Origin of the sequence: Pseudomonas sp. C8002, from assembly GCF_013385765.1 — a bacterium.
Lineage (GTDB): Bacteria > Pseudomonadota > Gammaproteobacteria > Pseudomonadales > Pseudomonadaceae > Aquipseudomonas.
Map to the genome: position 1 here is coordinate 154,962 of NZ_JACAPJ010000008.1, position 26,485 is coordinate 181,446.

Annotated in this window: 24 protein-coding genes; 16 read left to right on the top strand and 8 right to left on the bottom strand. The window is 61.5% G+C overall.

Translation table 11 applies throughout. From position 1 onward, the window contains the following. Positions 1-41 precede the first annotated feature (41 nt). Positions 42-1,946, top strand: coding sequence for a phosphomethylpyrimidine synthase ThiC (gene thiC, locus HX814_RS14465; protein WP_008439122.1), 1,905 nt, complete (start codon positions 42-44; stop codon positions 1,944-1,946). 189 nt (positions 1,947-2,135) lie between these two features. Beyond that, a complete protein-coding gene (cytX, locus tag HX814_RS14470) occupies positions 2,136-3,425 on the top strand; it encodes a putative hydroxymethylpyrimidine transporter CytX (RefSeq protein WP_177008312.1) in 1,290 nt (429 codons plus the stop codon). Here the strand turns inward: cytX and HX814_RS14475 are convergent. Further along, on the bottom strand, positions 3,394-4,140 hold the full coding sequence (locus HX814_RS14475) for an RsiV family protein (protein ID WP_003209503.1): 747 nt from the start codon (positions 4,138-4,140) through the stop codon (positions 3,394-3,396). The two genes, cytX and HX814_RS14475, sit on opposite strands and share 32 nt — an antisense overlap. A gap of 211 nt (positions 4,141-4,351) precedes the next feature. Here HX814_RS14475 and HX814_RS14480 point away from each other — a divergent pair, with 211 nt between their 5' ends. The 9 genes from HX814_RS14480 to HX814_RS14520 all read left to right on the top strand — a co-directional run bounded on the left by HX814_RS14480 (position 4,352) and on the right by HX814_RS14520 (position 13,613). Further along, positions 4,352-4,969, top strand: coding sequence for an NUDIX domain-containing protein (locus HX814_RS14480; protein ID WP_003209505.1), 618 nt, complete (start codon positions 4,352-4,354; stop codon positions 4,967-4,969). Next, positions 4,960-5,409 carry a DUF1249 domain-containing protein gene (locus HX814_RS14485; RefSeq protein WP_003209507.1) on the top strand — a complete coding sequence of 150 codons (450 nt, stop codon included), beginning with the start codon at positions 4,960-4,962 and terminating at the stop codon, positions 5,407-5,409. Before HX814_RS14480 ends, HX814_RS14485 begins: the two co-directional genes overlap by 10 nt. Positions 5,410-5,508: 99 nt before the next feature. Next, positions 5,509-6,324, top strand: a complete 816-nt coding sequence (cpdA, locus tag HX814_RS14490) for a 3',5'-cyclic-AMP phosphodiesterase (RefSeq protein ID WP_008439120.1) — start codon at positions 5,509-5,511, stop codon at positions 6,322-6,324. A 49-nt stretch (positions 6,325-6,373) separates the two neighbouring features. Continuing rightward, positions 6,374-6,982 carry a YqiA/YcfP family alpha/beta fold hydrolase gene (locus tag HX814_RS14495; RefSeq protein ID WP_003209516.1) on the top strand — a complete coding sequence of 203 codons (609 nt, stop codon included), beginning with the start codon at positions 6,374-6,376 and terminating at the stop codon, positions 6,980-6,982. 44 nt (positions 6,983-7,026) lie between these two features. Next, complete coding sequence (gene parE, locus HX814_RS14500) at positions 7,027-8,931, top strand: DNA topoisomerase IV subunit B (RefSeq protein WP_003209518.1); 1,905 nt, start codon at positions 7,027-7,029, stop codon at positions 8,929-8,931. Beyond that, on the top strand, positions 8,931-9,935 hold the full coding sequence (locus HX814_RS14505) for an esterase-like activity of phytase family protein (RefSeq protein WP_177008313.1): 1,005 nt from the start codon (positions 8,931-8,933) through the stop codon (positions 9,933-9,935). The genes parE and HX814_RS14505 overlap by 1 nt, the downstream gene beginning before the upstream one ends. Beyond that, positions 9,932-10,453 carry a TIGR02281 family clan AA aspartic protease gene (locus HX814_RS14510; RefSeq protein ID WP_008439113.1) on the top strand — a complete coding sequence of 174 codons (522 nt, stop codon included), beginning with the start codon at positions 9,932-9,934 and terminating at the stop codon, positions 10,451-10,453. The genes HX814_RS14505 and HX814_RS14510 overlap by 4 nt, the downstream gene beginning before the upstream one ends. Before the next feature lie 10 nt (positions 10,454-10,463). Beyond that, complete coding sequence (parC, locus tag HX814_RS14515) at positions 10,464-12,728, top strand: DNA topoisomerase IV subunit A (protein ID WP_003217539.1); 2,265 nt, start codon at positions 10,464-10,466, stop codon at positions 12,726-12,728. Between the two features lie 177 nt (positions 12,729-12,905). Beyond that, positions 12,906-13,613, top strand: coding sequence for a membrane integrity-associated transporter subunit PqiC (locus HX814_RS14520; RefSeq protein WP_003217538.1), 708 nt, complete (start codon positions 12,906-12,908; stop codon positions 13,611-13,613). A 187-nt stretch (positions 13,614-13,800) separates the two neighbouring features. On the opposite strand, the gene HX814_RS14525 is transcribed toward HX814_RS14520, so the two are convergent. After that, on the bottom strand, positions 13,801-15,333 hold the full coding sequence (locus HX814_RS14525; protein ID WP_008439111.1) for an AhpA/YtjB family protein: 1,533 nt from the start codon (positions 15,331-15,333) through the stop codon (positions 13,801-13,803). Positions 15,334-15,467: 134 nt separating this feature from the next. On the opposite strand from HX814_RS14525, the gene serB reads away from it, so the two are divergent. Continuing rightward, on the top strand, positions 15,468-16,682 hold the full coding sequence (serB, locus tag HX814_RS14530) for a phosphoserine phosphatase SerB (protein ID WP_003217536.1): 1,215 nt from the start codon (positions 15,468-15,470) through the stop codon (positions 16,680-16,682). Between the two features lie 120 nt (positions 16,683-16,802). Here the strand turns inward: serB and asd are convergent, their stop codons facing one another. The 3 genes from asd to HX814_RS14545 are packed head-to-tail and all read right to left on the bottom strand — an operon-like array spanning position 16,803 to position 20,089. Then, complete coding sequence (gene asd / locus HX814_RS14535) at positions 16,803-17,663, bottom strand: archaetidylserine decarboxylase (RefSeq protein WP_003217535.1); 861 nt, start codon at positions 17,661-17,663, stop codon at positions 16,803-16,805. 16 nt (positions 17,664-17,679) lie between these two features. Next, positions 17,680-18,495, bottom strand: a complete 816-nt coding sequence (locus tag HX814_RS14540) for a rhodanese-like domain-containing protein (protein WP_177008314.1) — start codon at positions 18,493-18,495, stop codon at positions 17,680-17,682. A gap of 58 nt (positions 18,496-18,553) precedes the next feature. Further along, complete coding sequence (locus HX814_RS14545; protein WP_003217533.1) at positions 18,554-20,089, bottom strand: HDOD domain-containing protein; 1,536 nt, start codon at positions 20,087-20,089, stop codon at positions 18,554-18,556. A 166-nt stretch (positions 20,090-20,255) separates the two neighbouring features. Between HX814_RS14545 and motA the strand changes: the two genes are divergently transcribed. Both motA and motB read left to right on the top strand, forming a co-directional pair. Then, positions 20,256-21,107 carry a flagellar motor stator protein MotA gene (gene motA / locus HX814_RS14550; protein WP_003217532.1) on the top strand — a complete coding sequence of 284 codons (852 nt, stop codon included), beginning with the start codon at positions 20,256-20,258 and terminating at the stop codon, positions 21,105-21,107. Positions 21,108-21,110: 3 nt separating this feature from the next. Further along, positions 21,111-22,133: a flagellar motor protein MotB gene (gene motB / locus HX814_RS14555; RefSeq protein ID WP_102367976.1), complete on the top strand. Its 1,023-nt coding sequence runs from the start codon at positions 21,111-21,113 to the stop codon at positions 22,131-22,133. A 75-nt stretch (positions 22,134-22,208) separates the two neighbouring features. On the opposite strand, the gene HX814_RS14560 is transcribed toward motB, so the two are convergent. Continuing rightward, positions 22,209-22,604 (bottom strand): type II toxin-antitoxin system PemK/MazF family toxin, encoded by a 396-nt coding sequence (locus tag HX814_RS14560; protein WP_102370214.1) that lies wholly within the window; start codon positions 22,602-22,604, stop codon positions 22,209-22,211. Positions 22,605-22,904: 300 nt separating this feature from the next. Next, a complete protein-coding gene (gene rsgA, locus HX814_RS14565) occupies positions 22,905-23,936 on the bottom strand; it encodes a small ribosomal subunit biogenesis GTPase RsgA (RefSeq protein ID WP_003217530.1) in 1,032 nt (343 codons plus the stop codon). A 106-nt stretch (positions 23,937-24,042) separates the two neighbouring features. Between rsgA and orn the strand changes: the two genes are divergently transcribed. Then, complete coding sequence (orn, locus tag HX814_RS14570) at positions 24,043-24,585, top strand: oligoribonuclease (RefSeq protein ID WP_003217529.1); 543 nt, start codon at positions 24,043-24,045, stop codon at positions 24,583-24,585. A 198-nt stretch (positions 24,586-24,783) separates the two neighbouring features. Beyond that, positions 24,784-25,401, top strand: a complete 618-nt coding sequence (locus tag HX814_RS14575) for a trimeric intracellular cation channel family protein (RefSeq protein ID WP_172834585.1) — start codon at positions 24,784-24,786, stop codon at positions 25,399-25,401. Here HX814_RS14575 and queG read toward each other — a convergent pair. Next, positions 25,380-26,462 carry a tRNA epoxyqueuosine(34) reductase QueG gene (gene queG, locus HX814_RS14580; protein WP_003217527.1) on the bottom strand — a complete coding sequence of 361 codons (1,083 nt, stop codon included), beginning with the start codon at positions 26,460-26,462 and terminating at the stop codon, positions 25,380-25,382. The two genes, HX814_RS14575 and queG, sit on opposite strands and share 22 nt — an antisense overlap. Between the last annotated feature and the right edge of the window lie 23 nt (positions 26,463-26,485).

A 26,485-nucleotide genomic window follows, 5' to 3' on the forward strand; every position in this document is an offset into this window, starting at 1 on the left:
TCCGACAAAAATCCACCGCCTGGATAGTTGGAGAGCCCGTGATGAGCATCGAATTAAAAAGCCAAAAATCAAAAAACACCGTGCACTTGAGTGAATCGGCCAAGGTCGACTCCGGTTCCGTGCAGCCGTTTACCCGCTCGCAAAAAATCTACGTTCAGGGCACCCGTCCGGATATCCGCGTGCCGATGCGCGAAGTCAGTCTCGACGTGACCCCCACCGACTTCGGCGGCGAAATCAATGCGCCCGTAGTGGTCTACGACACCTCAGGCCCCTACACCGACCCGAACGTGATCATCGACGTGCGCAAAGGCCTGGGCGATGTGCGCTCGCCGTGGATCGAATCCCGCGGCGACACTGAGCGCCTGTCGGGCTTGAGCTCGCACTTCGGCCAACAGCGCCTGAGCGATGCCGAGCTGACCGCGCTGCGTTTTGCCCACGTGAAAAACCCGCGCCGTGCCAAGGCCGGGGCCAACGTCACCCAGATGCACTACGCCCGCAAAGGCATCATCACCGCCGAGATGGAATACGTCGCCATCCGCGAAAACATGAAGCTGGAAGAGGCCCGCGCCGCCGGCCTGCTGGACCAGCAACACGCCGGCCACAGCTTCGGCGCCAGCGTGCCGAAAATCATCACCCCGGAATTTGTCCGCGAAGAAATCGCCCGTGGCCGCGCGATCATCCCGGCCAACATCAACCACACCGAACTGGAACCGATGATCATCGGCCGTAACTTCCTGGTGAAGATCAACGGCAACATCGGCAACAGCGCCCTGGGTTCGTCCATCGAAGAAGAAGTGGCGAAACTGACGTGGGGCATTCGCTGGGGGTCGGACACGGTGATGGACCTGTCCACCGGCAAGCACATCCATGAAACCCGCGAGTGGATCATCCGCAACTCGCCGGTGCCGATCGGTACCGTGCCAATCTACCAGGCCCTGGAAAAAGTCGGCGGCGCCGCTGAAGACCTGACCTGGGAGCTGTTCCGCGACACCCTGATCGAACAGGCCGAGCAGGGCGTCGACTACTTCACCATCCACGCCGGCGTATTGCTGCGCTATGTACCGCTGACCGCCAAGCGCGTCACCGGCATCGTGTCCCGTGGTGGTTCGATCATGGCCAAGTGGTGCCTGGCGCACCACAAAGAGAACTTCACCTACACCCATTTCGACGAAATCTGCGAAATCATGAAGGCCTACGACGTCAGCTTCTCCCTGGGAGACGGCCTGCGCCCGGGCTCGATTGCCGACGCCAACGACGCCGCGCAATTCGGCGAGCTGGAAACCCTCGGCGAGTTGACCAAGATTGCCTGGAAGCACGACGTGCAAACCATGATCGAAGGCCCGGGCCACGTGCCGATGCAGTTGATCAAGGAGAACATGGACAAGCAGCTGGAGTGCTGCGACGAAGCGCCGTTCTACACCCTCGGTCCGCTGACCACCGACATCGCCCCGGGTTATGACCACATCACCTCGGGCATCGGGGCGGCGATGATCGGCTGGTTCGGTTGCGCGATGCTCTGCTACGTCACGCCGAAGGAGCATTTGGGCCTGCCGAACAAGGACGATGTGAAGACCGGGATCATCACCTACAAGATCGCGGCCCATGCGGCGGACTTGGCCAAGGGGCATCCGGGGGCGCAGATTCGTGACAACGCGTTGAGCAAGGCGCGCTTTGAATTCCGTTGGGAGGACCAGTTCAACCTGGGCCTGGACCCGGACACGGCGCGTTCTTACCACGATGAAACCTTGCCGAAGGACTCGGCCAAGGTCGCGCATTTCTGCTCGATGTGCGGGCCGAAATTCTGCTCGATGAAGATCACCCAGGAAGTGCGTGAGTACGCGGCCAACCAGCGCATTGAAGCGGTGGATGTGGACGTGGCCAAGGGACTGGCGGAGCAGGCGGAGCGGTTCAAGCAGGAAGGTAGCCAGCTGTACAAAAAGGTCTGAATCAGAACCTGTGGCGAGGGAGCTTGCTCCCGCTGGAGTGCGCAGCGCTCCCGGAATCTGGATCGGTGTCTTGACTGACACTCATCGGTTGCAGGTTTTGGGGCGGCTTCGCCGCCCAGCGGGAGCAAGCTCCCTCGCCACAGGGGACTTTGCTGATTCAAATAATAGTGTCCCTCTGAGATAGCACCCTTGAGCATTCAACCCAGCACCTATTCCCCAGACATCGCAGTCCCCTTGGACAAACGCGTCTTCGGCGCCCGCGATCTCTTTTCCCTGTGGTTCTCCCTGGGCATCGGCCTGATGGTCCTGCAAACCGGTGCACTGTTGGCGCCGGGCCTGGGCCTCTCCGGTTCCTTACTGGCAATTTTCCTCGGCACGTTGGTCGGTGTGCTGTTGCTGGCCGCCGTCGGCGTGATCGGCAGCGATACCGGCCTGTCATCCATGGCCGCCCTGAAACTCAGCCTCGGCACCAAAGGCGCAAGCCTGCCGGCGCTGCTGAACCTGCTGCAGCTGATCGGCTGGGGCTCATTCGAAATCATCGTGATGCGCGACGCCGCCAGCCTGTTGGGCGCCCGCGCGTTCAGCGAAGGCAGCCTGCTGACCAGCCCATTGTTCTGGACCCTGGTATTCGGCGCCCTCGCGACCTTGCTTGCCGTCAGCGGTCCGCTGACCTTCGTGCGGCAGATCCTGCGCAAGTGGGGCATCTGGCTGCTGCTGGCCGCCTGCCTGTGGCTGACCTGGAACCTGTTTGCCAAGGCCGACCTGGCCACTCTCTGGGCCCAGGCTGGTGACGGTTCGATGCCGTTTGCCGTTGGCTTCGATATCGCGATTGCCATGCCGCTGTCCTGGCTGCCACTGATTGCCGACTACTCACGTTTCGGCAAACGCGCGAAAAACGTGTTCGGCGGCACGGCACTGGGTTTCTTCATCGGTAACTTCTGGCTGATGAGCCTTGGCGTGGCCTACACCCTGGCGTTTGCGCCGAGCGGTGAAGTGAATGCGTTGCTGCTGGCATTGGCCGGAGCCGGCCTGGGGATTCCTCTGCTGCTGATCCTGTTGGATGAATCAGAAAACGCGTTCGCCGATATTCACTCGGCGGCGGTGTCCAGCGGGATTCTGTTGCGCTTGAAAGTCGAGCACCTGGCATTGGCCATTGGCGTTATCTGCACGCTGATCGCCTGCTTTGCACCGTTGGCGCAGTACCAGAACTTCCTGCTGCTGATCGGCTCGGTGTTCGCGCCGCTGTTCGGCGTGGTGCTGGTGGATCACTTCATCCTGCGCCGTCGTGGCCATGGTGTTGCCGCCAACCTGCGCTGGCCGGCACTGCTGGCGTGGCTTGGAGGGATCAGCACCTATCACCTGTTGGCGAATCTGTACCCGGATGTCGGCGCGACCCTGCCGGCGCTGGTGCTGGCAGGGCTGTTGCACTTTATCCTGGGCCGGGCCTTCAGTGGCGTGCGGGCACCAGCTCAGGCTTGATCACGCCGGTGAGGCGCGCATAGGGGATGGTCATTTCGATCAGCCCCAATGCGTACGGCGCGATGGTGGTCACGTTGTACTTGAGCACCACGCCATTGCTGGTCAGCGCCACATTCGGGGTTTTCTGGAACGGCCAGTTCTTCACGAACTCCGGGTCACGGTCCATCTGCGAGTTGATCAGCCAGTTGTTGTGGGCGACTTTCGCGGTCTTCCAGAATGCATCTTCCTGGCCCGGCAACAGCATGTCGGTCAGGCTCAGCTCTTTGTGCAGCAGGCGTGAATAGTTGATGAAGCCGCGGCCCGGCTCGCCGTGGGCGGTGCCGGTGTCCAGGTAGCTGGACACTTCGATGATCACCAGTCCGTCATGCTGCTCACGTACCTTGGCCTGCAAGTACATGCTGTTGCGGTCCGGGGACTCACGCAAGAACTTGTCGCGGTAGGCGTTCAGGGTGGCGGGCATGGCCTGGCCAGGTGAAGTGCGGGCCATCTGCAGCAGGCGCTGTTCGATGATCTGGTCCAGTTGCGGCTCGGACGGGAAGTGCACGGTGTCGATGTTTACCAGCGGGCAATCCGGACTGCTGCAGCCGGGTTTGATCTGCTCGGAGGCGTCGGCGGTGGTGTCCAGCGGCTTCAGGTAGCTCGGCTGGAACAGGCTCTGGCAAGCACCCAGGGTCAAGGCGATACAGGCCACGGAGGCGATTTTTAAAAGCGACATGTGTGTCCTTCATAAATCGAGGAAAGGTGAAAATGTGGAGCTTCGACTCCCGACAAGGCAGTCAGTTCGCCACTAAGCTGATTAGAGTGAGTTTGACGCCCGCCGTCTATCCCGGCAACCGGAAAGGGGCTGCATCAAGGGGCGCGAGCGCGTTAGGATGGCGCGATGTCGAGGCCGCCTCGATACCGCAAGGCAATAAACGAGGGTTGATATGACGGACACAGCGAAATCGACGCCGAGCAAGGTCGAGATTGTTCAGCGCGACAATGCCTACAAGGGCTTCTACAAACTGGATCGGCTGAAACTGCGGCACGAGAAGTTTGATGGCGGCATGAGCCGTGAGCTCAATCGCGAAGTCTTTGTGCGTCATGACGCCGTGTGTGTACTGCCCTACGACCCGCAGCGCGATGAAGTGGTGCTGATCGAGCAGTTTCGCGTCGGCGCCATGGGCCGTACCGACAACCCGTGGCTGATCGAAATGGTCGCTGGCCTGATCGACAAGGATGAGCAACCGGAGGAGGTTGCACACCGCGAAGCCGAGGAGGAAGCTGGCCTTACCTTCTCCGCACTCTGGCCGATCACCAAGTACTTTCCGTCGCCGGGTGGCAGCACCGAATTTGTCCACTTGTTCCTGGGCCGTTGCGAAAGCGCCGGGGCCGGTGGCGTCCATGGACTGGAAGAGGAAGCCGAAGATATCCGCGTCACTGTCTGGGCCTTTGAAGACGCCCTGCAGGCGGTACGTGACGGTAAAATTTCCAACGCAGCGAGCATTATTGCCCTGCAATGGCTTGCGCTTAATCGCGCGGAAGTGAGGGGGTTATGGCAGTAAAGGCACGGGAGCGATATCGGGTTGACCTGATCGGGCTGCAAGCAGCCTGCGAGGCCAACTATGCACGGCTGATGCGGCTGCTGCCGGACATGCGCCACACCCCCGAGGCGCGGCGCATTGCCGTGACCCACGGCGACCAGATGCTCGGCGTGCTGACCCTGGAAGTGATCGTGAACTGCCCGTACACCACCACTTTGCGGGTGCGTCAGGAGCACAGCCTGCCGTGGCTGCCGGTGCCGCAGCTGGAAGTGCAGGTGTACCACGACGCACGCATGGCCGAAGTGATCAGCGCCGAACATGCACGACGCTTTCGCAGCATCTATCCTTACCCCAACGTGTTCATGCACCAACCCGATGAGAAAGCACAGCTCAATGTGTTCCTCGGTGAATGGTTGAGTCACTGCCTGGCCCTGGGCCACGAGTTCGAAGTCGTTCGATAGATGTGAACTGCGTCCGCTTCACGGGTTTCCTCTTTGTGTCCTGCCCCAGCATAATCGCCTCAAATGTCCATTCCTGTGATCACGCCCTGGGAGAACGCCTTGCCGAGCGTATCCGCCATGAACCCTGACGCTTCGGCGTTGCTGGTGCAGTTGTCCGACAGTCACCTGTTTGCCGAGGCGGACGGCGGCCTGCTGGGCATGAATACCCGCGAGAGCCTGCAACGGGTGATCGACACGGTGTTGGTGCAGCAGCCGCAGATTGATCTGGTGCTGGCCACCGGGGATTTGTCCCAGGACGGTACGCTGGAGTCGTATCAGGCGTTTCGTGACATGACGCGGCAGATTCAGGCGCCGGCGCGCTGGATCCCGGGGAATCACGATGAGCCGCAGGTGATGCTGCAAGCGGCGATCAACAGTGCGTTGCTGGAACCGGTGGTGGATGTGGGTAACTGGCGGATTACCCTGCTGGACTCGGCGGTGCCGGGCTCGGTGCCGGGGTATTTGCAGGACCAGCAACTGCAACTGTTGGCGCAATCGTTGAGTGAGGCGCCGACTCGGCATCATCTGGTGTGTTTTCACCATCATCCGGTGTCGATTGGGTGCGCTTGGATGGAGCCCATCGGTTTGCGCAATCCTGAGGCGTTGTTTGCGGTGCTGGATCGGTTTCCGCAGGTGCGGGCGGTGCTTTGGGGGCATGTGCATCAGGAAATTGACCGGGAGCGCAATGGGGTGCGTTTGTTGGCTTCGCCTTCTACCTGTATTCAGTTCGCTCCCGGGAGTGAGGATTTCAGCGTGAGTGAGCAGGCACCCGGGTATCGCTGGCTGCGGTTGCATGCCGACGGGCGGTTGGAAACCGGTGTGGAGCGGGTGCAGGGCTTCGCGTTTCAGGTGGATTACGGTAGCAACGGCTACTGAGATTTCCCTGTAAACTGCGCCTCTTTGGCAGACCCACAGAGGACCCGGAATGTCCGCATCGATCTTGTATATCCACGGTTTCAACAGCGCACCAGCCTCCAACAAGGCGAGCCAGTTGATCACCGTGATGGACAGCCTCGGTCTGGCCGACCAGCTGCGCGTGCCGGCCCTGCATCACCACCCCCGCCAGGCGATCCCCCAGTTGGAGGCGGCTATCCGTGACCTCGGAAGGCCACTGCTGGTAGGCAGCTCACTCGGCGGCTACTATGCAACCCATCTTGCCGAACGCCATGGCCTCAACGCCTTGCTGGTCAACCCGGCAGTCAGCCCTCATCGGATGTTCGACGGTTACCTGGGCACCCAGAAGAACCTCTACACCGATGAGACCTGGGAGCTGACCCACGACCACGTCGCGGCCCTGGCCGAGCTGGAAGTGCCGGCGCCCCAGGACGCCCAGCGTTATCAGGTGTGGTTGCAGACCGGCGATGAAACACTGGATTATCGCCTCGCCCAGCAGTATTACCGGGCCTGTGCCTTGCGCATCCAGGCCGGTGGCGATCACGGTTACCAGGGCTTCGCCCAACAGTTACCGGCGCTGTTGAGTTTTGCCGGCATAGGCTCCGATCAGTACCAATCCTTCGATTTCACCGCATTGTGAAACCGCAGGTTACTTTTTAATCGAACGACTCACGACGAGACCCCATGGCCACTCCCAGCGCTAGCTCTTATAACGCCGACGCCATCGAAGTCCTCTCGGGCCTCGACCCGGTGCGCAAACGCCCCGGCATGTACACCGACACCAGTCGGCCGAACCACCTTGCCCAGGAAGTCATCGACAACAGCGTCGACGAAGCCTTGGCCGGGCACGCCAAGTCGGTACAAGTCATCCTTCACGCCGACCATTCCCTGGAAGTGTCCGACGACGGTCGTGGCATGCCGGTGGACATTCACCCGGAAGAGGGTGTGTCGGGCGTCGAGCTGATCCTCACCAAGCTGCACGCCGGCGGCAAGTTCTCCAACAAGAACTACCAGTTCTCCGGTGGCTTGCACGGTGTGGGTATTTCCGTGGTCAACGCCCTGTCGAACCACGTACGGGTCAAGGTCAAGCGCGACGGCAACGAGTATCAGATGACTTTCGCCGATGGCTACAAGGCCACCGACCTGGAAGTGATCGGCACCGTCGGCAAGCGCAACACCGGCACCAGCGTGTACTTCGCGCCGGACCCGAAATACTTCGATTCACCCAAATTCTCCATCAGCCGCCTCAAGCATGTGCTCAAGGCCAAGGCTGTGCTGTGCCCGGGCCTGCTGGTCAGCTTTGAAGACAAAGGCACCGGCGAAAAGGTCGAGTGGCATTACGAAGACGGCCTGCGTTCCTACCTGGAAGACTCTGTCAGCGAATTCGAGCGCCTGCCGAACGAGCCGTTCTGCGGCAGCCTGGCGGGTAATAAAGAAGCCGTGGACTGGGCCTTGTTGTGGCTGCCGGAAGGTGGCGACAGCGTCCAGGAAAGCTACGTCAACCTGATCCCGACGGCCCAGGGCGGTACCCACGTCAACGGTTTGCGCCAGGGCTTGCTGGATGCCATGCGCGAATTCTGCGAATACCGCAGCCTGCTGCCGCGCGGCGTGAAGCTGGCGCCGGAAGACGTCTGGGAGCGGATCGCGTTCGTCCTGTCGATGAAAATGCAGGAGCCGCAATTCTCCGGCCAGACCAAGGAGCGCCTGTCGTCCCGTGAGGCAGCGGCGTTCGTCTCCGGGGTGGTCAAGGATGCCTTCAGCCTGTGGCTCAACGAACACCCTGAATTGGGCCTGGCCCTGGCGGAGCTGGCGATCAACAACGCCGGCCGTCGCCTGAAGGCCAGCAAGAAAGTCGAACGCAAGCGCATTACCCAGGGGCCGGCACTGCCTGGCAAGCTGGCGGACTGCGCCGGGCAAGACCCGATGCGCTCCGAGCTGTTCCTGGTGGAAGGTGATTCTGCCGGCGGTTCCGCCAAGCAAGCGCGGGACAAGGAATTCCAGGCGATCCTGCCCCTGCGCGGCAAGATTCTAAACACCTGGGAAGTCGATGGCAGCGAAGTACTGGCCAGCCAGGAAGTGCACAACATTGCCGTGGCCATCGGTGTCGACCCGGGCGCGGCGGACATGAGTCAGCTGCGCTACGGCAAGATCTGCATCCTCGCCGACGCCGACTCCGACGGCTTGCACATTGCGACCTTGCTCTGTGCACTGTTCGTCCAGCACTTCCGCCCATTGGTGGATGCCGGTCACGTCTATGTCGCCATGCCGCCGCTGTACCGCATCGACCTGGGCAAAGAGATTTTCTACGCCCTGGACGAAGCCGAGCGCGATGGCATTCTCGACCGCCTGGTGGCCGAGAAGAAACGCGGCAAGCCGCAGGTCACCCGATTCAAGGGCCTGGGTGAGATGAACCCGCCGCAGCTGCGGGAAACCACCATGGACCCGAACACTCGGCGCCTGGTGCAGTTGACCCTGGAAGATTTCGCCGCCACCTCGGAAATGATGGACATGTTGCTGGCGAAGAAACGCGCGCCGGATCGCAAGAACTGGCTGGAGTCCAAGGGCAACCTGGCCGAGGTTCTGGGCTGATGCGCAGCGGTTTCGCCCTGGCGATTCTGTTGTTGAGCGGGTTGGCGACCACCTCGGTGGTCGCGGCGCCCGTGGCTGAGCTGAAGCTGTTGGCGGAACACCCGGTGGAAGGCATGCGCGGCGGTAACCTGTCGGGCCTGGCCTTATGCGGTAGCGAATTGTGGACAGTCTCCGATCGCGATGACGACCAGATCTACCGGCTCGATACCGCCGGTGACGTCTGGAAAGCAGAGACATACGGGATTGATGTGCCGCCGGTGCCGGCGTCGGGTTTGCCCTTTGGCCTGCGCTCACGCACCAAGGCGGCTTCGTTGATTCGCGGTGGTGATCTGGATTTTGAAGGCATCAGCTGCGATGCGGCGGGTAACCGTTACATTGTCAGCGAAGCCCACGCGGCGGTTCTCAGGGTGCCTTTCTCCTCAGAACACGGTGAAACGGAGTGGCTGAAGATCGCCCCGGGCATGGTTCGCGAAGCTCGGGCCAGTGGCATGTTGCTGCACTTCAACGCGCTGTTTGAAGGCATCGTGGTGAACCCGGAAGGCAATCAAATCTGGCTCGCAGCAGAGCGTGAGCGGCGCGGGTTGATCTCCATCAAGCGCCCGCAAACCCTCTGGGATTGTGACGGCCCTTGTGTATTGCTGAGCGAGGCCGGCCAGGAGATGCAGCCGGCGCAGTTTCCGGGCGCCAAGGCGGTGTCCAAGGACTTTGCCGACCTGGCGCTGTTCAATGGCAAGCTGTTTACCCTGGAGCGCAATGCGTTTCAGGTGTGTCGCCGGGATGCGGTCACGGCCCAGGTGGAGTTGTGCTGGTCGTTTGCCGATGAAGCGCTGACGCCGAATCGGCGTTATGCCCAGGCCTATGGATTGGCCGAAGCCTTGGTGGTGGACGCTGACGGTGCCTGGATCGGCATCGACAACAACTTCGGTGCCCGCGCCGATGGCGAAAAGCGGCCGGTGGTCTATCGTTTCGCCGCCCCTGCGGGTGGCTGGAGCGCCAAGCCATGAGTGCGCAACCACCCGGCAAGCGCGCCGGGCGTGTGTTGATGTTCGTCGCGTGGGGCGCCGGCCTGTTTTTGGCGACACGATTTTTTGGGCAGTGGGAGGCGCGACAGGAAAACCCCAATGCCGTGGTGACCTCGGAGCAGCACGAGGGTTATATCGAAGTAAAACTGCTGGGCAACGGCCAAGGGCATTTTGTCGCCACTGGCCAGATCAACGGCAAGCCGGTGCAGTTCATGCTCGACACCGGGGCCACCGACGTGGCGGTTCCGGCTGAATTGGCCGACCGTCTCGGGCTTGAACGCGGCATGCCGGTTGGCGTGAGTACGGCCAACGGACGAACCCAGGGCTTTCGGACCGAGTTGGGCCGTCTGCAACTGGGCGATATCGTCCTTCGGGACGTGCGCGCCATCGTGGTACCGGGTTTGGGCGATGAACAGGTATTGCTGGGCATGAGTGCATTGAAACAACTTGAATTTACCCAGCGCAGCGGCACTTTGCTGCTGCGCCAGACCAAACAATGATGAGGCCCGCATGAGTGACATCCTTGCAGACAGCTTAGATGGCGTTGAACGCCGGTCGCTGGCTGACTTCACCGAAAATGCCTACCTCAACTACTCCATGTACGTGATCATGGACCGTGCCTTGCCGCATATCGGCGACGGCCTGAAGCCCGTACAGCGGCGCATTATCTATGCGATGAGTGAGTTGGGCCTGGACGCTGACTCCAAGCACAAGAAGTCGGCGCGTACCGTCGGTGACGTGCTCGGTAAATTCCACCCTCACGGCGACTCGGCGTGCTACGAAGCCATGGTGCTGATGGCCCAGCCGTTCAGCTACCGCTACACGCTGGTGGACGGCCAGGGTAACTGGGGTGCGCCGGATGATCCGAAGTCCTTCGCCGCCATGCGTTACACCGAAGCGCGTCTGTCGCGGTATTCGGAAGTGCTGCTCAGCGAACTGGGCCAGGGCACGGCCAACTGGGGCCCGAACTTTGACGGCACCCTCGACGAGCCGCTGGTGTTGCCGGCACGTTTGCCGAATATCCTGCTCAATGGCACCACGGGCATCGCCGTGGGCATGGCCACTGACGTACCGCCCCACAACCTGCGGGAAGTGGCCAGCGCCTGCGTGCGCCTGCTGGATGAGCCGAAGGCTACCGTCGAACAGCTCTGCGAGCATATCCAGGGCCCGGATTACCCGACCGAAGCAGAAATCATCACGCCTCGCGCCGACCTGCTGAAAATCTACCAGACCGGTAAAGGTTCGGTGCGCATGCGCGCCGTGTACCACATCGAAGACGGCGACATCATCGTCACCGCGCTGCCGCATCAGGTATCCGGGGCCAAGGTGCTGGAGCAGATTGCCGCGCTGATGCAGGCCAAGCCGTCGAAGCTGCCGCAAGTCGCCGACCTACGTGACGAGTCCGACCACGAAAACCCGTGCCGCATCGTGATCATCCCGACCAACAGCCGGGTCGACCATGAAGTGCTGATGCAGCATCTGTTCGCCAGCACCGAGCTGGAGTCCAGCTATCGGGTCAACATCAACATCATTGGCCTGGACGGCAAGCCGCAGTTGAAGAACCTGCGGGCTTTGCTGGTGGAATGGCTGGAATTCCGGGTGCAGACCGTGCGTCGCCGCCTGCAATTCCGCCTGGACAAGGTCGAACGCCGCCTGCACCTGTTGGACGGCTTGCTGATCGCTTACCTCAACCTGGATGAAGTGATCCATATCATCCGTACCGCCGAGCACCCGAAGGCCGAGCTGATCGCGCGCTTCGAACTCAGCGAAATCCAGGCCGACTACATCCTCGACACCCGTCTGCGTCAGTTGGCGCGACTGGAAGAGATGAAGCTGCGGGACGAACAGGACGCGCTGCTCAAGGAACAAGCCAAGCTCCAGGCCCTGCTGGGCAGCGAGGCCAAGCTGAAGAAGCTGGTGCGCACCGAGCTGATCAAGGACGCCGAAACCTATGGCGACGACCGCCGCTCGCCGATTGTCGAGCGCGCCGAAGCCAAGGCCCTGACCGAAACCGAGCTGCTGCCCAACGAGAAAATTACCGTCGTTCTGTCGGAAAAGGGTTGGGTTCGCTCAGCCAAAGGGCATGATATTGACGCCACCGGCCTGTCTTACAAGGCTGGCGACGGTTTCAAAACCGCGGCGGCGGGGCGTTCCAACCAGTTTGCGGTGTTTATCGACTCCACCGGTCGCAGTTACTCGGTGCCGGCGCACACCTTGCCATCGGCGCGGGGGCAGGGCGAGCCATTGACCGGACGCCTGACACCGCCGCCGGGTGCGAATTTTGAGTGCGTGCTGCTGCCGGACGATGACTCGTTGTACGTCATCGCTTCCGATGCGGGCTATGGGTTCGTGGTCAAGGGTGAAGACCTGCAGGCCAAGAACAAGGCGGGCAAGGCGTTGTTGAGCCTGCCGAACAACGCCAAGGTGATCCTGCCGCGTCCGGTGGAAGACCGTGAAGGCAACTGGCTGGCGTCGGTGACGACCGAAGGGCGCCTGCTGGTGTTCAAGATCAGCGATTTGCCGCAGTTGGGCAAAGGCAAGGGCAACAAGATCATTGGTATTCCCGGGGAGCGGGTGGCCAGTCGCGAAGAGTACGTGACCGACATCGCCGTGATCCCGGAAGGCTCGACCCTGGTGTTGCAGGCCGGCAAGCGCACGTTGTCACTGCGCCCTGACGACCTCGAGCACTACAAGGGTGAGCGGGGTCGTCGTGGCAATAAACTGCCGCGCGGCTTCCAGCGAGTGGACGCTTTACTGGTGGAAACGCCCGTTTAAGGCGATATAGAGCGCCCGATCTACGATTTAACCCGTAGATCGACGCTTTCGCGCTGGAGTCATGGCGCATATTCACGGATGATATGGCCTTTCCAGCGCCGGCGTGGCTGAGCGCGTACAGGTTATTTTTGAGTATTACATTGTGGTTCGCCTTGTGGCAGCCACCTGGATGGGATGATGACTGCTCCGCGCCTTCCTTTATTTTTGTTGCTCGCTGGCCTTTTGGGCCTGGCGGGTTGCAGCACACACCAACCGGTGTCGCTGTATCAGCTGGACAGTGGAAGTCCGGCTCAGCCTGCACAAAGTGCCGGCATGGCTGTATTGCTTGGCCCTGTTGTAGTGGCCGACTATCTGCAACGTGAAACCCTGCTGCAACGTCAGAACGACGGCAGCCTGCAAGGTTCCACCGATGGCCGCTGGGCCGGTAGCCTTTCGTCCGACATCAATCAGTTGATGTTGCGCCAGGTGGCTGGCCACCTGGACAGCCAGCGTGTGGTATTGGCGCCGGCGCCGTTGGGTTTTGCCCCGGACGTACAGGTGTTGCTGACCATTACGCGACTGGACTCGGGTGTTTCGCAGCCCGCTATCCTCGACGCGCAATGGCGCCTGATTGACCGTCGTGGCCAGGTGCGGGATAACCGCATCGTGCACTTGCAGGAAGAGCACAGCGGCAGCACCGCGTCCCAGGTCCAGGCCCAGGGTGTGTTGCTGCAACGTTTGGCTGACCAGCTGTCGGTGGCCCTCAAACCATTGGCCAATCAGCCAGCGGTGGCAGAAGCGCCACGCAAACAAGCCCCGGCGCAGCCCAAGGCTGCGGCACCGGAGAAGCCGAAGATGCCGATGGCCGTGCCGATTCGCACCGATATGGAAGTGTTCAGGTTCTGACCTGAATACAGACCAACAAAAAGGCCCGCTGATGAGCGGGCCTTTTGTTTGTGCGGGATTTGAGCGGTACGCAGATCTAATGTGGGAGCGGGCTTGCTCGCGAAGGCGGCGGATCAGTCGATACATAGGCTGACTGACAGGCCGCTTTCGCGAGCAAGCCCGCTCCCACATTGATTTGCGTTGTTCTTTAGTTCTTCGCCCGCGTCTCATGCATCCGCGCCAGCTGGCGCTCAAGCATCGACGGGTAAGGCTCCATCAACCGCTCCACACAGCACGCACCTTCAGGGCTGGCAATCGGGCGGATCCGCGCACGCTGGCGAATCAGCACGTCGTCACTGATCTTGCGTTCCACCAGCAGCAGGTTGCGGCTGTGTTGCGACAAGGCCAGCGCATCCTGGGCAATCTCGGTCAGGAGCAGATCGATCTGGCTCATGCCATACAGATCGTCGCCCACCGTCAGGCCCAATTGCAGTTGCAGGGTGATGCCGCTGTCGGCCACTTCGATTTGCAGCGCATGGCCCAGGGCCCGCAGCAGTTCACCGCAGCAGATGGCGTTGGTCAGGTAGTCTTCGCCGCTGTCTTCGCTGTGGAACAGCATCAAGGTGCTGCCGTCGTTCAGGGTGTGCAGTTCGCTCTGATACAGCGAGGCCGCCTGGTCGAGGCAGTCACGATAACGTTCCAGCAGCTCGGTCAGGCGTGCCCGCGGCAAGCGACGCAGTTGATCCTGTGCGCCCAGTTGCACGGCCAATACGGCGCTGTGCTGGGGCTGGGTGCTGCGCACCGGAGCAGGCTGCACAGCAGGAGCGGTTGGCACTGAAGTATCGCGAAGATCGGCGAACGGGTCTTCTTCGTCCAGTTCGTCTTCTTCTGCCTTGATCACATGACGGGTCGCCGGCTTTTGGGCCGCCACCGGCGCAGACTCGTCGAAGCTCGGGTCCCGCAGGTTGCGCACTTCAAACTCGGGCTCGTCGTCTTCGTAGTCGGTGTCGTCGAACTCGGGCTCGGGTTCAACCTCGGGCACTACGGGCTCCGGCGCGAAGCTGGTGTGCAGTTGGCGGGCGAGGTCGCCGATTTCGTCCTGGCGGTCGGTGGCCGGGGTGTGTTCATCGATATCCCGCAGCCAGATGCGCAGTTGCATCAGTGGCGTGGAGATATGCCGGCCCAGGCGCAGGCTCAAGGCCAGGGACAGTGCCAGCAGGATCGCACTCAAGATACCCATGCTTTGCAGGCTGATGGTCATCGGCTGCTGGAACTGTTGCATGTCCAGGCTGATGCGCAGTTGGCCGGCCTTCACGTCCTGAAACGTGATATTGCTCTGGTACAGGCCTTCGGCTTCACCCAGCAGGCCGTTTTTCGGGCGTTGCCCGGCTTCGGCCATGATCCGGTTGTCCACGCTATAGATAGCGGCGTGGGCCACCAGCGGGTTCTTGGTCAGGTTGTTGAGCAGCACGTTGAGGCTGAGGATGTCGTTGGACACCAACAACTCAGTCGCCGAGGTGGCGGTCTGGGTGGTCAGGCTCTCGCCCAAAGCGTCGGCTTGCTCGTGCATGGCCTGCTTGAACTGCAAACCCATCACGCAGGCGTAGATGACCAGGGCCAGGGCGACCAGGATCACGTTATGGCTGGCGATGCGTAATGCGATCGGTACACGGCGGTGGCGCAGTGCCCGGAAGATCAGCAGGAAGAAGTTATCGGTTTTTACTGGCGTGGGCCGGTTCACTTAAGCTCGGCTCTTTAGTCCGTGAAGTTGACGCGCAGTATAGCGACAGGCCCAAGACCGGCAAAGCGCTGGCTGTGCCCGATGGTCACTGAAAGTGGGTAGAATGCGGTTTTTTTCCAGCTCGGGGGTGCGCTTTGCGCGAAATTGTCCTGATTAACATCACAGGTGAGGACCGTCCGGGTCTCACTGCAGCCATTACCGGTGTTCTGGCCCAGGGTGGTGTGAACATTCTCGACATCGGCCAGGCGGTGATTCACGACACGCTGTCGTTCGGCATCCTGGTGGAAATTCCCAGCACCGAGCAGGCCTCGTCCGTGCTCAAGGACATACTGTTTACGGCGTATAAGCTCGATCAGCAGGTGCGTTTCACCCCGGTGTCCGAAGAGGATTACCAGAGCTGGGTGGCCGGCCAGGGCAAAAAACGCCACATCGTGACGCTGTTGACTCGCAAGGTGACGGCCGAGCAATTGCAGCGTGTCAGTTCGATCACGGCTCAGTACGGTTTGAATATCGACCATATTGACCGTCTGTCGGGTCGTATGCCGTTGGACACGCCAGCAGACAAGGGCAAGGGCTGCATCGAGTTCTCCGTACGCGGTGAGCCGGCAGATCCTCAGGCCCTGCGTGCCGAATTCCTGAGCGTTGCCCAGGAGCTGAATGTCGATATCGCCTTCCAGGAAGACTCGCTGTTCCGCCGCAATCGCCGCCTGGCGGTGTTCGACATGGACTCGACGCTGATCGAAGCCGAAGTCATCGACGAATTGGCCAAGGCTGCCGGTGTAGGCGAGCAGGTTTCGGAAATTACCGAGCGTGCGATGGCTGGTGAGCTGGATTTCCGAGCCAGCTTCAAGGAGCGCCTGGCGCTGCTCAAAGGCCTCGACGTCAGCGTGCTGGACTCCATCGGCGCCTCGCTGCGCCTGACCGAAGGCGCCGAAACCCTGTTCGCCGAACTCAAGCGCCTGGGCTACAAGACCGCGATCCTGTCGGGCGGTTTCACCTACTTCGCCAAGCAATTGCAGGCCAAGCTGGGTATCGACTATGTGTTCGCCAACGAGCTGGAAGTGGTGGACGGCAAGGTGACGGGTGTGGCCGTGGAGCCGATTGTCGACGCACAGCGTAAGGCTGACCTGTTGCGGGAATTGGCACACAAGGAAGGGTTGCGTCTGGAGCAGACCATTGCGGTCGGCGACGGGGCAAATGACTTGCCGATGCTGGCGATTGCCGGGTTGGGTGTGGCGTTCCGGGCCAAGCCGCTGGTCAAGCAATCGGCCAAGCAGGCGATTTCGACTTTAGGGCTGGATGGCGTGTTGTACCTGTTGGGCTTTCGCGATCGCGACGGTCAGCTCTGAAGATCGTTCCCACGCTCTGCGTGGGAACGCCGCCCTGGACGCTCCGCGTCCGATTTTGAGGTTGGGACGCGGAGCGTCCCGGGATGCATTCCCACGCGGAGTGTGGGAATGATCGCTAGGTCAGGCTTTCGGCAAACCCATGCCCTGGCCCATCTGCACCGGCGTCCCCGCCTGCAGTGCTTCCGACCATTGAACCTGGTCCGGCCCAAACAGCACGATTGCCGTCGAACCCAGTTTGAAGCGCCCCAGTTCCGCACCTTTTTCCAGGTGGATCGGCCCACGGGCAGCTTCGTCATAACGGAAGGTTTTCAGCTCGCGTTTTGGCGGCGTTACCAAGCCTGCCCAAACCGTTTCAATCGACGCCACGATCATCGCGCCAACCAGCACCACGGCCATCGGGCCGCGTTCGGTGTCGAAGATGCAGGCAACACGCTCGTTACGCGCAAACAGTTCCGGCACATTTTCGGCCGTGGTCTGGTTCACCGAGAAGATTCGGCCAGGGATATAAACCATTTCCCGCAGGGTGCCGGCCAATGGCATATGCACCCGGTGGTAGTCCTTCGGCGACAGGTAAACAGTGGCGAAATCGCCGCCCATGAACGGCGCAGCCACCGCCGCATCGCCGCCCAGCAATTCCAGCACGCTGAAGCTGTGGCCCTTGGCCTGGAACACCCGGCCATGTTCAATCGGGCCCAACTGGCTGACCGCGCCATCGGCCGGGCTCAACACCGCGCCTGGGGTCTGATCCAGCGGGCGTGCACCGTCTTTCAGTGCGCGGGTGAAGAAGGCGTTGAAGTGCTCGTAAGCGGTCACGTCTTCAACCAGGGCCTGGGACATGTCCACTTGATAACGCTTGGCAAACCAGCTGGTGAACGCATTCTTGAACCAGCGCACGCGGCATTCGGCAATGCAACCGGCCAGACGCGACAGCAGGTGGTGGGGCAGCAAGTACTGGCTGAGGATGAACAACTGCTTTTTCATTAACTGTCCTTAAACCTTAAATCTCAACGGGGGTGTCGGGGTGGTTGCCCCATTCGCCCCAGGAACCGGCATAACCTTTGACTCGCGGATAACCGAGCGCCTTGGCCACCAGGTAGGTGAAGCCAGAACGGTGGTGAGTCTGGCAGTGGGTGATGATTTCTTTGTCGCGGGTCAGCCCGAGGTCTTCGAGGATCTGCGGCATGTCGCGGCGGATGCGCAGTTGGCGTGCCTTGTCCATGCCGGCGGTCCATTCGAAGTTCACCGCGCCCGGGATGTGTCCACCCTTGGCCGCGAGGACTTTCTCGCCGGAGTATTCCAGCGGGCCACGGGCGTCCCAGATGCCGAGGTCGGCAGCGCCGAGACGGCTTTGCAGGTATTCGCGGGTGGCGGTGGGTTCTTCATGCAACGTCAGGTTGACCGGGCCGCCGGCGCTGGCCGGTACCTCGGTGGACACTGGGTGTTTCTCTTCCAGCCACGCCAGCAGGCCGCCGTCGAGGTAGTGGTATTTCTTGTGGCCGATGACGTCGAGCATCCAGATGAATCGCCCGGCCCAGCCACCGCCTTCGTCGTCATACACCACGTAGGTGGCATCAGGGGTGTGGCCCAGTTCGCCGAACAGCTTTTCAAGATCGGCCTTGCCCGGCAGCAGGCCCGGCGCTGGTGGCTGGCCCAGTTGAGTGCGTTTTGGATCAACGAAGCGTGCGCCGGGGATATGCCCTTCGGCGTAACGCGCAGCGCTGGTGAGGTCCACCAGGATCAGGTGTTCGGCATCGAGGCGACCGAGCAGGTCACTGGCCTCGATGACCAGCGGCAAGCCAGAGAAGTCAGGCATGTGAGGTCTCCTGGGCATAAAAATTGGGCGCTAAGGGAGGGCGATTGTAGCGCAAGCGTCAGGCACTGCGGTTGGTAAAGCTGTGCAGGGCCTTTTCGATGCATTGGGCGGTTTTGCCGAAGGCCTGCACGGTGGTTTCCGAGAACGGCCCGCCGCCCTGGTCGGCCACCATCAGCATCACCACCCGGCCATTGCAGCTCAGGGAGCGCAGCAGCAGGTGTTCGCCCTTGAACAGGCGGCGCAGCTCCGGCGGCAGCAGTGCCGAGAACTGGGCGTGGTTGTCGGGGTTGAGGCGCACCTGGGCGGACTTGGCCAGCAGGCGTTGCAGCAGGGTGCTTTGCGCCACGTCGAGGCTCATGTGGTCGGCGTCCTTCGGCAGGCCGTCGACTTGATGCACACGTAGCGTGCTCAAGGTTTTGTCCGCCATCAGCAGCATCACCCGTTGCATGCCGCAGGCCACGAGGGCTTCCTTGGCGCAGGTGGTCAGGTGCATGGCGTTGGCAAAGCGGCTCGGCTCTACGAGCAATTCGGTGCAGCGCTTGCGCCAGATCGCCAGGGACTCGGCGGTGGGCGGGGGGGCCGGCAGCAAGCCGTGGTGAACGCGCTGCACATCCCATGGCCAGATCAACGACAGCGCCGGGTGCCACAGGTCGCGCATCAGGGTGCTGCGGGCGCTGATCGCCGCGTGTTGGTGGGACTGTTGCTGCACTTCGGCCAACGGTTGCTGCAGGTAAAGCGCAGTGAGGTATTGCCAGCGCTGGGTGTGCGGGCAGGTCCAGGACTCCTGCGCCGCCAGCGCCAGGCCGTTGGCCAACAGCACAGTGTTGGCCGGCTGGTTCAGCCAGCGGCGCAGGTTCGGGTCGGCATCCAGCAACTGCTGTTGGCGCAACGGCTCGTCTTCACGGGCAATGCTCAGCGCCTTGACCAGCAAGCGTTGTTCCGTCAGCAGTAACGTATAACCCTGGGATACCCAGATCGGCAGGCGCCAGGTGTTGGTCAACCCGAGGCACAGGTCCAGCAGGCGTACGCCGAACAGCTCCTGTTCGACTGTGCGTGCCGATTCGCCCTTGTGAATCACCCGCAGCTCCCATTCTTCCAGCAGCTTGGGATAGGCAATCGCCATCGGCCACAGCGGCGAAAGGAACAGCAGGCTGCCCCAGTGAATGTCTTGCCACAACCGCGCCAGGCGGCTGGCGAACAGGCCGCTGGCTTGTTGCGAAGCGTGCTGGCTGATCATCTGCAGCTGGCGCAGGGCCACGGGGATCTCATTCAGCGGCACGGAAGGCAGGCGCCGCAGCAACTCCTCGGTGCGCTTGAGGCCGAGGCGATTGATCGCCACTTCGAGGTTTTCTGCCGGCTCCGCGAGGCTGCCGTGGGCCTGGTTGTTGGCCTCGCGCATCACGCTCAGCACCAGCGCCGGGCTGTTCTGCATCAGCTCTGCAATATCCCGCAACGAACTGCGGTTGTCGCCGATGGCCTTGCAAACCCGGTCGTGGCTCGCCTGTGGAACAGGCAACAGCACATCGTCCAGGCGCTTTATCCAAGCGGCGAGGGTGGCGGGTTTTTGAGTTGGGACTGTCGTTTCATTTGCCATGATTGGGGCGCGATCATCACTTGCGGTCAACACGCCCGGGACGGGCCGAACTGGTTTTTCGCCATAACGGGCTATAGTCTGGCGCAGATTTGCCGATAAGTAGAACAAGAGTTTTCAACTCTTGCGAATATGACCCTGAACCCGACGGCGCAAGTACTCATCCCCTATGGCTAAAATTATCGGCATCATCGTCGTCATCGCGAGCGTGCTCGGCGGATACGTCCTTTCCCACGGCAAGATTGCGGCGCTGATCCAGCCTTTCGAAGTGCTGATTATCGGCGGTGCGGCGTTCGGCGCATTCCTGCAGGCCAACCCCGGCTACATGACGATGCACGTGATCAAGAAGTCGCTGGGCATGTTCAGCTCGCGCTTCTCCCACACCTTCTACCTGGAAGTGCTGGGGCTGATCTACGAGATCCTCAACAAGAGCCGCCGCGAAGGCATGATGGCCATCGAAGGCGACATTGAGGACGCCGCGGCGAGCCCGATTTTCGCCAAGTACCCGGCCGTGCTCAAAGACGAGCGCATGACCGCCTACATCTGTGATTACCTGCGCATCATGTCGTCCGGCAACATGGCGCCCCATGAGCTGGAAGGCCTGTTCGACATGGAACTGTTCAGCCTCAAGGAAGAGCTGGAGCACCCATCCCACGCCGTGACCGGCATCGCCGACGGCATGCCCGGTTTCGGTATTGTTGCCGCGGTGCTTGGGATCGTGGTGACCATGGCCTCCCTCGGTGAAGGCGACCAGAAAGCCATCGGCATGCACGTAGGTGCGGCACTGGTAGGTACCTTCTTCGGTATTCTCGCGGCCTACGGTTTCTTCGGCCCGCTGGCCACGTCCCTGGCCCACGATGCCAAGGAAGAAGTGAATCTGTACGAAGCCATCAAGGCCTGCCTGGTGGCTTCGGCTTCCGGCATGCCGCCATCGTTGGCAGTGGAGTTCGGGCGCAAGGTTCTGTATCCGAAGCACCGTCCAAGCTTCGCTGAGCTGGAACAAGCGGTTCGCGGTCGCTAAGCCATGGAAAACAACCAGCCGATCATCATCAAGCGCGTCAAGCGCTTCGCTGCGGGGCACCATGGCGGCGCCTGGAAAATCGCCTTCGCCGACTTTGCGACGGCGATGATGGCGTTCTTCCTGGTGCTGTGGCTGATGTCCACTGCCACGCCGGAACAGAAGATCGCCATCGCCGGTTACTTCAAGGACCCCATCGGTTTCTCCGAGAGCGGTACGCCTTTTGTGATCGACCTCGGTGGTTCGCCGCAACTGGCGCCCGAGCGCACCATCAACCCGGAAATCAAGACCGACTCGCCCCAGGAAAAGATCCCGATCGAGCGCGACACCGTCGAGAGCATGGCCGAACAGGTCGAGCAGGAACGCCTGGAATTGCTGCTGCAGGAACTGCAAACCAAGGTTGAGGAAAACCCGCAACTGCTGAAGTTCAAGGACCAGATTTCCTTCGAGATCACCCCGGATGGCTTGCGCATCCAGATCACGGACGCCGCCAACCGGCCGATGTTCGATTCCGGCAGTGCACGCTTGAAGCCGTACTTTGAAGACATCCTGCTGGCCATGGCCGACACCATCAAGGCGGTGCCGAACAAGATCAGCATCAGCGGCCACACCGACGCCAAGCCGTATGCAGGCCAGGGCGACTTCGGCAACTGGGAGCTCTCGGCCAACCGGGCCAATGCCGCGCGTCGTGCACTGGTGGCCGGCAGCTATCCGGATCCGCAAGTGGCACGGGTGGTGGGGTTTGCTTCCTCGCAGCTGTTTGATCCCAAGGATCCGTTCAATCCGATCAACCGACGCATCGATATCGTCGTGCTGACCAAAAAGGCCCAGCGTGCAATTGAAGGTGACCCGCCTGCGACGCCACCGGTACCGACCCAGGGTGAAGGCGCGCCGGGCGAGGTGCCGGCAGACCCGAACGCACTGCCGCCGGAGCAGGAGCCGTTGCCGGCCCATGAGCTGCGGCAGAAGCTGAACCTGTTTGACGATGGCGGGATGAAAGACCCGACTCTGCCCGCCACGGGTTCATGAGGCCGTCAGACTCAATCGATTGCTTCGACGATTAAAAAAGCCCCGGGTTCTCGGGGCTTTTTTCTGTCGGTTGTATCAGAGCGGGAGGTAGGCCTTCACACCGTCAATCACGCCTCGCATATCTTCCGCGCCCAAGCGCGGCACGAAATACTCTCGCCCAGTGGTCCTGGTCTTTCTGTGCAGTTTGTCCAGTCGTTCGAAACTGACCGTGTAGATCATGTCGCATTTCACCCACAGCGCTTTATAGCCATCGGTATGCAGTGGATTGGTTCGCAATAAATGGTGCCAGTCGTGCTGGATGTCAGGCGCTGTGGAGGAAATCGGGACCACTGTGCACAGTTTTCGGCTGTGGGTGACAGTCGGCGAGATCACAACGACTTTGCGGATCTTCAGCATTTCGGGCGCTACAAAGCCCCGAGTGAAGTCGCACAGAAGAACATCGCCTTGTTTGGGATGGTAGTAGAGAGGCAATCGTTGATTCCCCGGAAAAAGCAAAGCCGCCCGAAGGCGGCTTCATTCGACACGCAGTGGAGCTTGCTTCGCCCCTTCTGCGCCGCTGGATCAACCCCGAAAAGGATCCAGACTCCTGCCAGCTTGCGCTGGTGACGGAGCGAGTATGAGCATTGGGAAAATCGAATTCAAGCTGGCTTGCGTCATGGGCCGCCCAGTTGCAGCGGATTCTTGATGGCTGACTCGATTTAATCAATGGGGTCGGGGGTTCCGTGCCGTGCCTTATGTGTATCAAGGCATGGCACGGCACCGGTTTGCTGCTTAGTAACTGGTCTCGGGCAAGCTGGCGATGATCGAGCGATAGCTGTTCATTCGCTGCTGCTGCACGCGGCCGTCTTCCAGTGCCTTGAGCAGGGCGCAACCCGGCTCGCGGTCATGTTTGCAGTCGCGGAAGCGGCAGGTGCCGATCAAGTCGTTGAACTCGATAAAGCCCGCTTCAACATCGGCACGGCTCACATGGCCCAGGCCGAATTCACGAATGCCTGGGGAGTCGATCAGTTCACCGCCGCCCGGGAAGTGGAACAATCGCGCGGTGGTGGTGGTGTGGGTGCCCTGGCCGGACAGCTCCGACAGCGGGCCAACACGGGTTTCGACTTCCGGCAACAGGCTGTTGACCAGGGACGACTTGCCCACGCCCGACTGGCCGACGAACACGCTGATGCGCCCGTCCAGTTCAGTCTGTAACTGTTCCATGCCATTGCCGTGATGCGCCGAGACTTCCAGCACCGGGTAGCCGAGGGTGCGGTACACCGCCAGCAACGCGTTGAGCGCCGGGGCGTTCTGTTCGTCGATCAGGTCGAATTTGTTCAGCAGCAACAGCGGGCGAATGCCGGCGTGTTCGGCGGCTACCAGGTAGCGGTCGATCAGGTTGGCATGGGGTTCGGGCAGTGGCGCGAAGACAATGACGATCATGTCGACGTTGGCCGCTACCGGCTTGAGCTGGCCACGGCTGTCGGGGCGACGCAGTTCGGTGGTGCGCGGCAACTGGGCGACGATCACGCCGATGCCCTGGTTGCCGGCACGCCATACCACCTTGTCGCCGGTCACCAGCGCAGGCAGGTTGGCGCGCAGATGGCAACGGAACACCTGGCCGGCGTGATCGCCTTCGGTGGCCTCGACTTCGACCTGCACACCGAAGTGCGCGATCACCAGGCCCGTTTGCTCGGGGCCCAGGTCGCCGCCCTCAAGCGCTTCCACGGCGGAGGATTCACGTTTGGCGGCGCGGGCAGCGCGTTCGCCCTGAATCTTTTCGATGCGCCAGTTTTGGCGACGGTTGAGCTGGCGTTTGGCCATTGGTGTTCCGTGTCGATAATGCAAAGGTTAGGTGAAACGGTCGCGAGTCTAGCACGCCCTGCCTGCTAAACTGCGCAGCTACGCCAAGGTGCCAAGGAACCACGACATGCAAAACCCACAGAACCTGATTTGGATCGATCTGGAAATGACCGGTCTGAACCCTGACACCGACGTCATCATCGAGATGGCGACCATTGTCACCGACAGCAACCTCAACACCTTGGCCGAAGGTCCGGTGATCGCCATTCACCACAGCGACGCGGTGCTGGCCACCATGGACGAGTGGAACACCCGCACCCACGGCAACTCGGGCCTGACCCAGCGTGTGCGCGACAGCCGCGTGAGCATGGCCGAGGCTGAAGCCGAAACCATCGCCTTCCTGGAAAAGTGGGTGCCCAAGGGCAAGTCGCCAATCTGCGGCAACAGCATTTGCCAGGACCGCCGCTTTCTCTATACCCACATGAAGGCGCTGGAAAGCTACTTCCACTACCGCAACCTGGACGTGTCGACCTTGAAGGAGCTGGCCGCGCGCTGGGCGCCGGAAGTCAAAGACAGCTTCCACAAGGGCAGCACCCACCTGGCGCTGGACGATATTCGCGAGTCGATTGCCGAGCTGCAGCATTACCGCAAGCATTTCATCAAGTTCTAAAGCGGTAATACCTGAGCCCAGCGGGCTTTTGTGGCGAGGGGCTTGTCTGTGGCGAGGGGGCTTGTCCCCCGTTGGGCTGCGAAGCGGCCCTAAAATCTGACATCCCGATCTACCTGAAAACTCTATTGCCTTTAAAAGGGGCTGCTTCGCACCCCAACGGGGGACAAGCCCCCTCGCCACAACTTTGCAAGGATCGCCATCATGCTGCTGATGCTCTACCTCATCGCCATCACCGCCGAAGCCATGACGGGTGCCTTGTCCGCCGGGCGGCGCGGGATGGACTGGTTCGGTGTGGTGCTGATCGCCTGCGTGACGGCGCTGGGCGGCGGTTCGGTGCGTGACGTGTTGCTCGGCCACTACCCGCTGACCTGGGTCAAACACCCGGAGTACCTGGTGCTGACCTCCGTCGCGGCCCTGGTGACCATCTTCATCGCTCCATTGATGCGCCACCTGCGGTCGCTGTTCCTCGCGTTGGACGCCGTGGGCCTGGTGGCCTTCACCCTGATCGGCAGCATGACCGCCCTGGAAATGGGCCACGGCATGCTGGTGGCGTCAGTCAGCGGTGTGATCACCGGGGTATTCGGCGGCATCCTGCGGGATATCTTCTGCAACGACATTCCGTTGATCTTCCGCCGCGAGCTGTACGCCAGCGTGTCGTTCCTGGCCGCCTGGTTCTACATGCTGTGCATCTACCTTGAGCTGCCAAGTGAGCAATCGATCCTGCTGACGCTGTTCAGCGGCTTTCTATTGCGCCTGCTGGCGATCCGTTTTCACTGGGAAATGCCCAAGTTCGTCTACAACGACGACGTGCACTGACGTTCGGCGTGCTGGTTCAGCGCCCATTCCACATGTTCGCGCACCAGTTCCGAGGGGTATTCCCGACGCGCCTTCAGCGCTTCCAGCACCGGAATGCTTGATGGCGCATTGCCCAGGCCCACCGCCAGGTTGCGCAGCCAGCGCTCATAGCCGGCGCGGCGCAGGGGAGAACCTTCGGTGCTACTGAGGAATTTGTCCTCGTCCCACATAAACAACTCGGCGAGCTCTGCGTTATCCAGGTTGTGCCGTGGCTTGAAATCGCCTTCGTCGGTAGGCCGCGCGAAACGATTCCACGGGCAAACGATCTGACAGTCATCGCAGCCGAATACCCGATTGCCGATCAGTGGGCGCAGTTCTTCGGGGATCGCGCTTTTCAGCTCGATGGTCAGGTAGGAAATGCAGCGCCGGGCGTCCAGCACGTAGGGCCCGACGAAGGCATTGGTAGGGCAGATATCCAGGCAGGCGGTGCAGCGGCCACAATGTTCGGTGGCGTGGGGTGGGTCGACCGGCAACGGCAGGTCGACAAACAGCTCGCTCAGGAAGAAGTAACTGCCCGCCTTGCGATTGAGTACCAGGGTGTTCTTGCCGATCCAGCCCAGCCCGGCCTGCTCGGCGATGGCTTTTTCCAGCACGGGGGCGCTGTCGACAAAGGCGCGGAAGCCGAACGGGCCGATTTGCGCCTGGATGCGGTCGGCCAGTTGCTGCACGCGCTTGCGGATCAGCTTGTGGTAGTCGCGGCCCAGGGCGTAGCGGGAGATGTAGGCTTTTTCGGGTTTGGCCAGCAGTTGGGCCATTTGGGTGTCGCCCGGCAAGTAGTCCATGCGCAGTGAGACCACGCGCAAGGTGCCGGGTACCAGCTCCTCCGGGTGTGAGCGCTTGCTGCCGTGGGCGCCCATGTAGTCCATTTCGCCGTGGTAGCCGGCGTCGAGCCAGCGTTGCAGGTGCTGTTCATGCTCGGCGAGGTCGAGGCCGCTGATGCCCACTTGTTGAAAGCCCAGCTCGCGGCCCCAGTCTTTGATCGATTGGGCGAGGGCGGGCAGGTCGTAGGTAATAGCAGGCATGAACAAGAGAAACCGCAGGTTAG

Excerpts from the sequence above, each read along its gene's own strand:
- thiC (WP_008439122.1), top strand. The coding sequence starts at position 42 with ATGAGCATCGAATTAAAAAGCCAAAAATCAAAAAACACCGTGCACTTG.
- HX814_RS14475 (WP_003209503.1), bottom strand. The coding sequence starts at position 4,140 with ATGTCGCTTTTAAAAATCGCCTCCGTGGCCTGTATCGCCTTGACCCTG.
- HX814_RS14480 (WP_003209505.1), top strand. The coding sequence starts at position 4,352 with ATGACGGACACAGCGAAATCGACGCCGAGCAAGGTCGAGATTGTTCAG.
- HX814_RS14485 (WP_003209507.1), top strand. The coding sequence starts at position 4,960 with ATGGCAGTAAAGGCACGGGAGCGATATCGGGTTGACCTGATCGGGCTG.
- HX814_RS14495 (WP_003209516.1), top strand. The coding sequence starts at position 6,374 with ATGTCCGCATCGATCTTGTATATCCACGGTTTCAACAGCGCACCAGCC.
- parE (WP_003209518.1), top strand. The coding sequence starts at position 7,027 with ATGGCCACTCCCAGCGCTAGCTCTTATAACGCCGACGCCATCGAAGTC.
- HX814_RS14505 (WP_177008313.1), top strand. The coding sequence starts at position 8,931 with ATGCGCAGCGGTTTCGCCCTGGCGATTCTGTTGTTGAGCGGGTTGGCG.
- HX814_RS14510 (WP_008439113.1), top strand. The coding sequence starts at position 9,932 with ATGAGTGCGCAACCACCCGGCAAGCGCGCCGGGCGTGTGTTGATGTTC.
- parC (WP_003217539.1), top strand. The coding sequence starts at position 10,464 with ATGAGTGACATCCTTGCAGACAGCTTAGATGGCGTTGAACGCCGGTCG.
- HX814_RS14520 (WP_003217538.1), top strand. The coding sequence starts at position 12,906 with ATGACTGCTCCGCGCCTTCCTTTATTTTTGTTGCTCGCTGGCCTTTTG.
- asd (WP_003217535.1), bottom strand. The coding sequence starts at position 17,663 with ATGAAAAAGCAGTTGTTCATCCTCAGCCAGTACTTGCTGCCCCACCAC.
- HX814_RS14540 (WP_177008314.1), bottom strand. The coding sequence starts at position 18,495 with ATGCCTGACTTCTCTGGCTTGCCGCTGGTCATCGAGGCCAGTGACCTG.
- HX814_RS14545 (WP_003217533.1), bottom strand. The coding sequence starts at position 20,089 with ATGGCAAATGAAACGACAGTCCCAACTCAAAAACCCGCCACCCTCGCC.
- motA (WP_003217532.1), top strand. The coding sequence starts at position 20,256 with ATGGCTAAAATTATCGGCATCATCGTCGTCATCGCGAGCGTGCTCGGC.
- motB (WP_102367976.1), top strand. The coding sequence starts at position 21,111 with ATGGAAAACAACCAGCCGATCATCATCAAGCGCGTCAAGCGCTTCGCT.
- rsgA (WP_003217530.1), bottom strand. The coding sequence starts at position 23,936 with ATGGCCAAACGCCAGCTCAACCGTCGCCAAAACTGGCGCATCGAAAAG.
- orn (WP_003217529.1), top strand. The coding sequence starts at position 24,043 with ATGCAAAACCCACAGAACCTGATTTGGATCGATCTGGAAATGACCGGT.
- queG (WP_003217527.1), bottom strand. The coding sequence starts at position 26,462 with ATGCCTGCTATTACCTACGACCTGCCCGCCCTCGCCCAATCGATCAAA.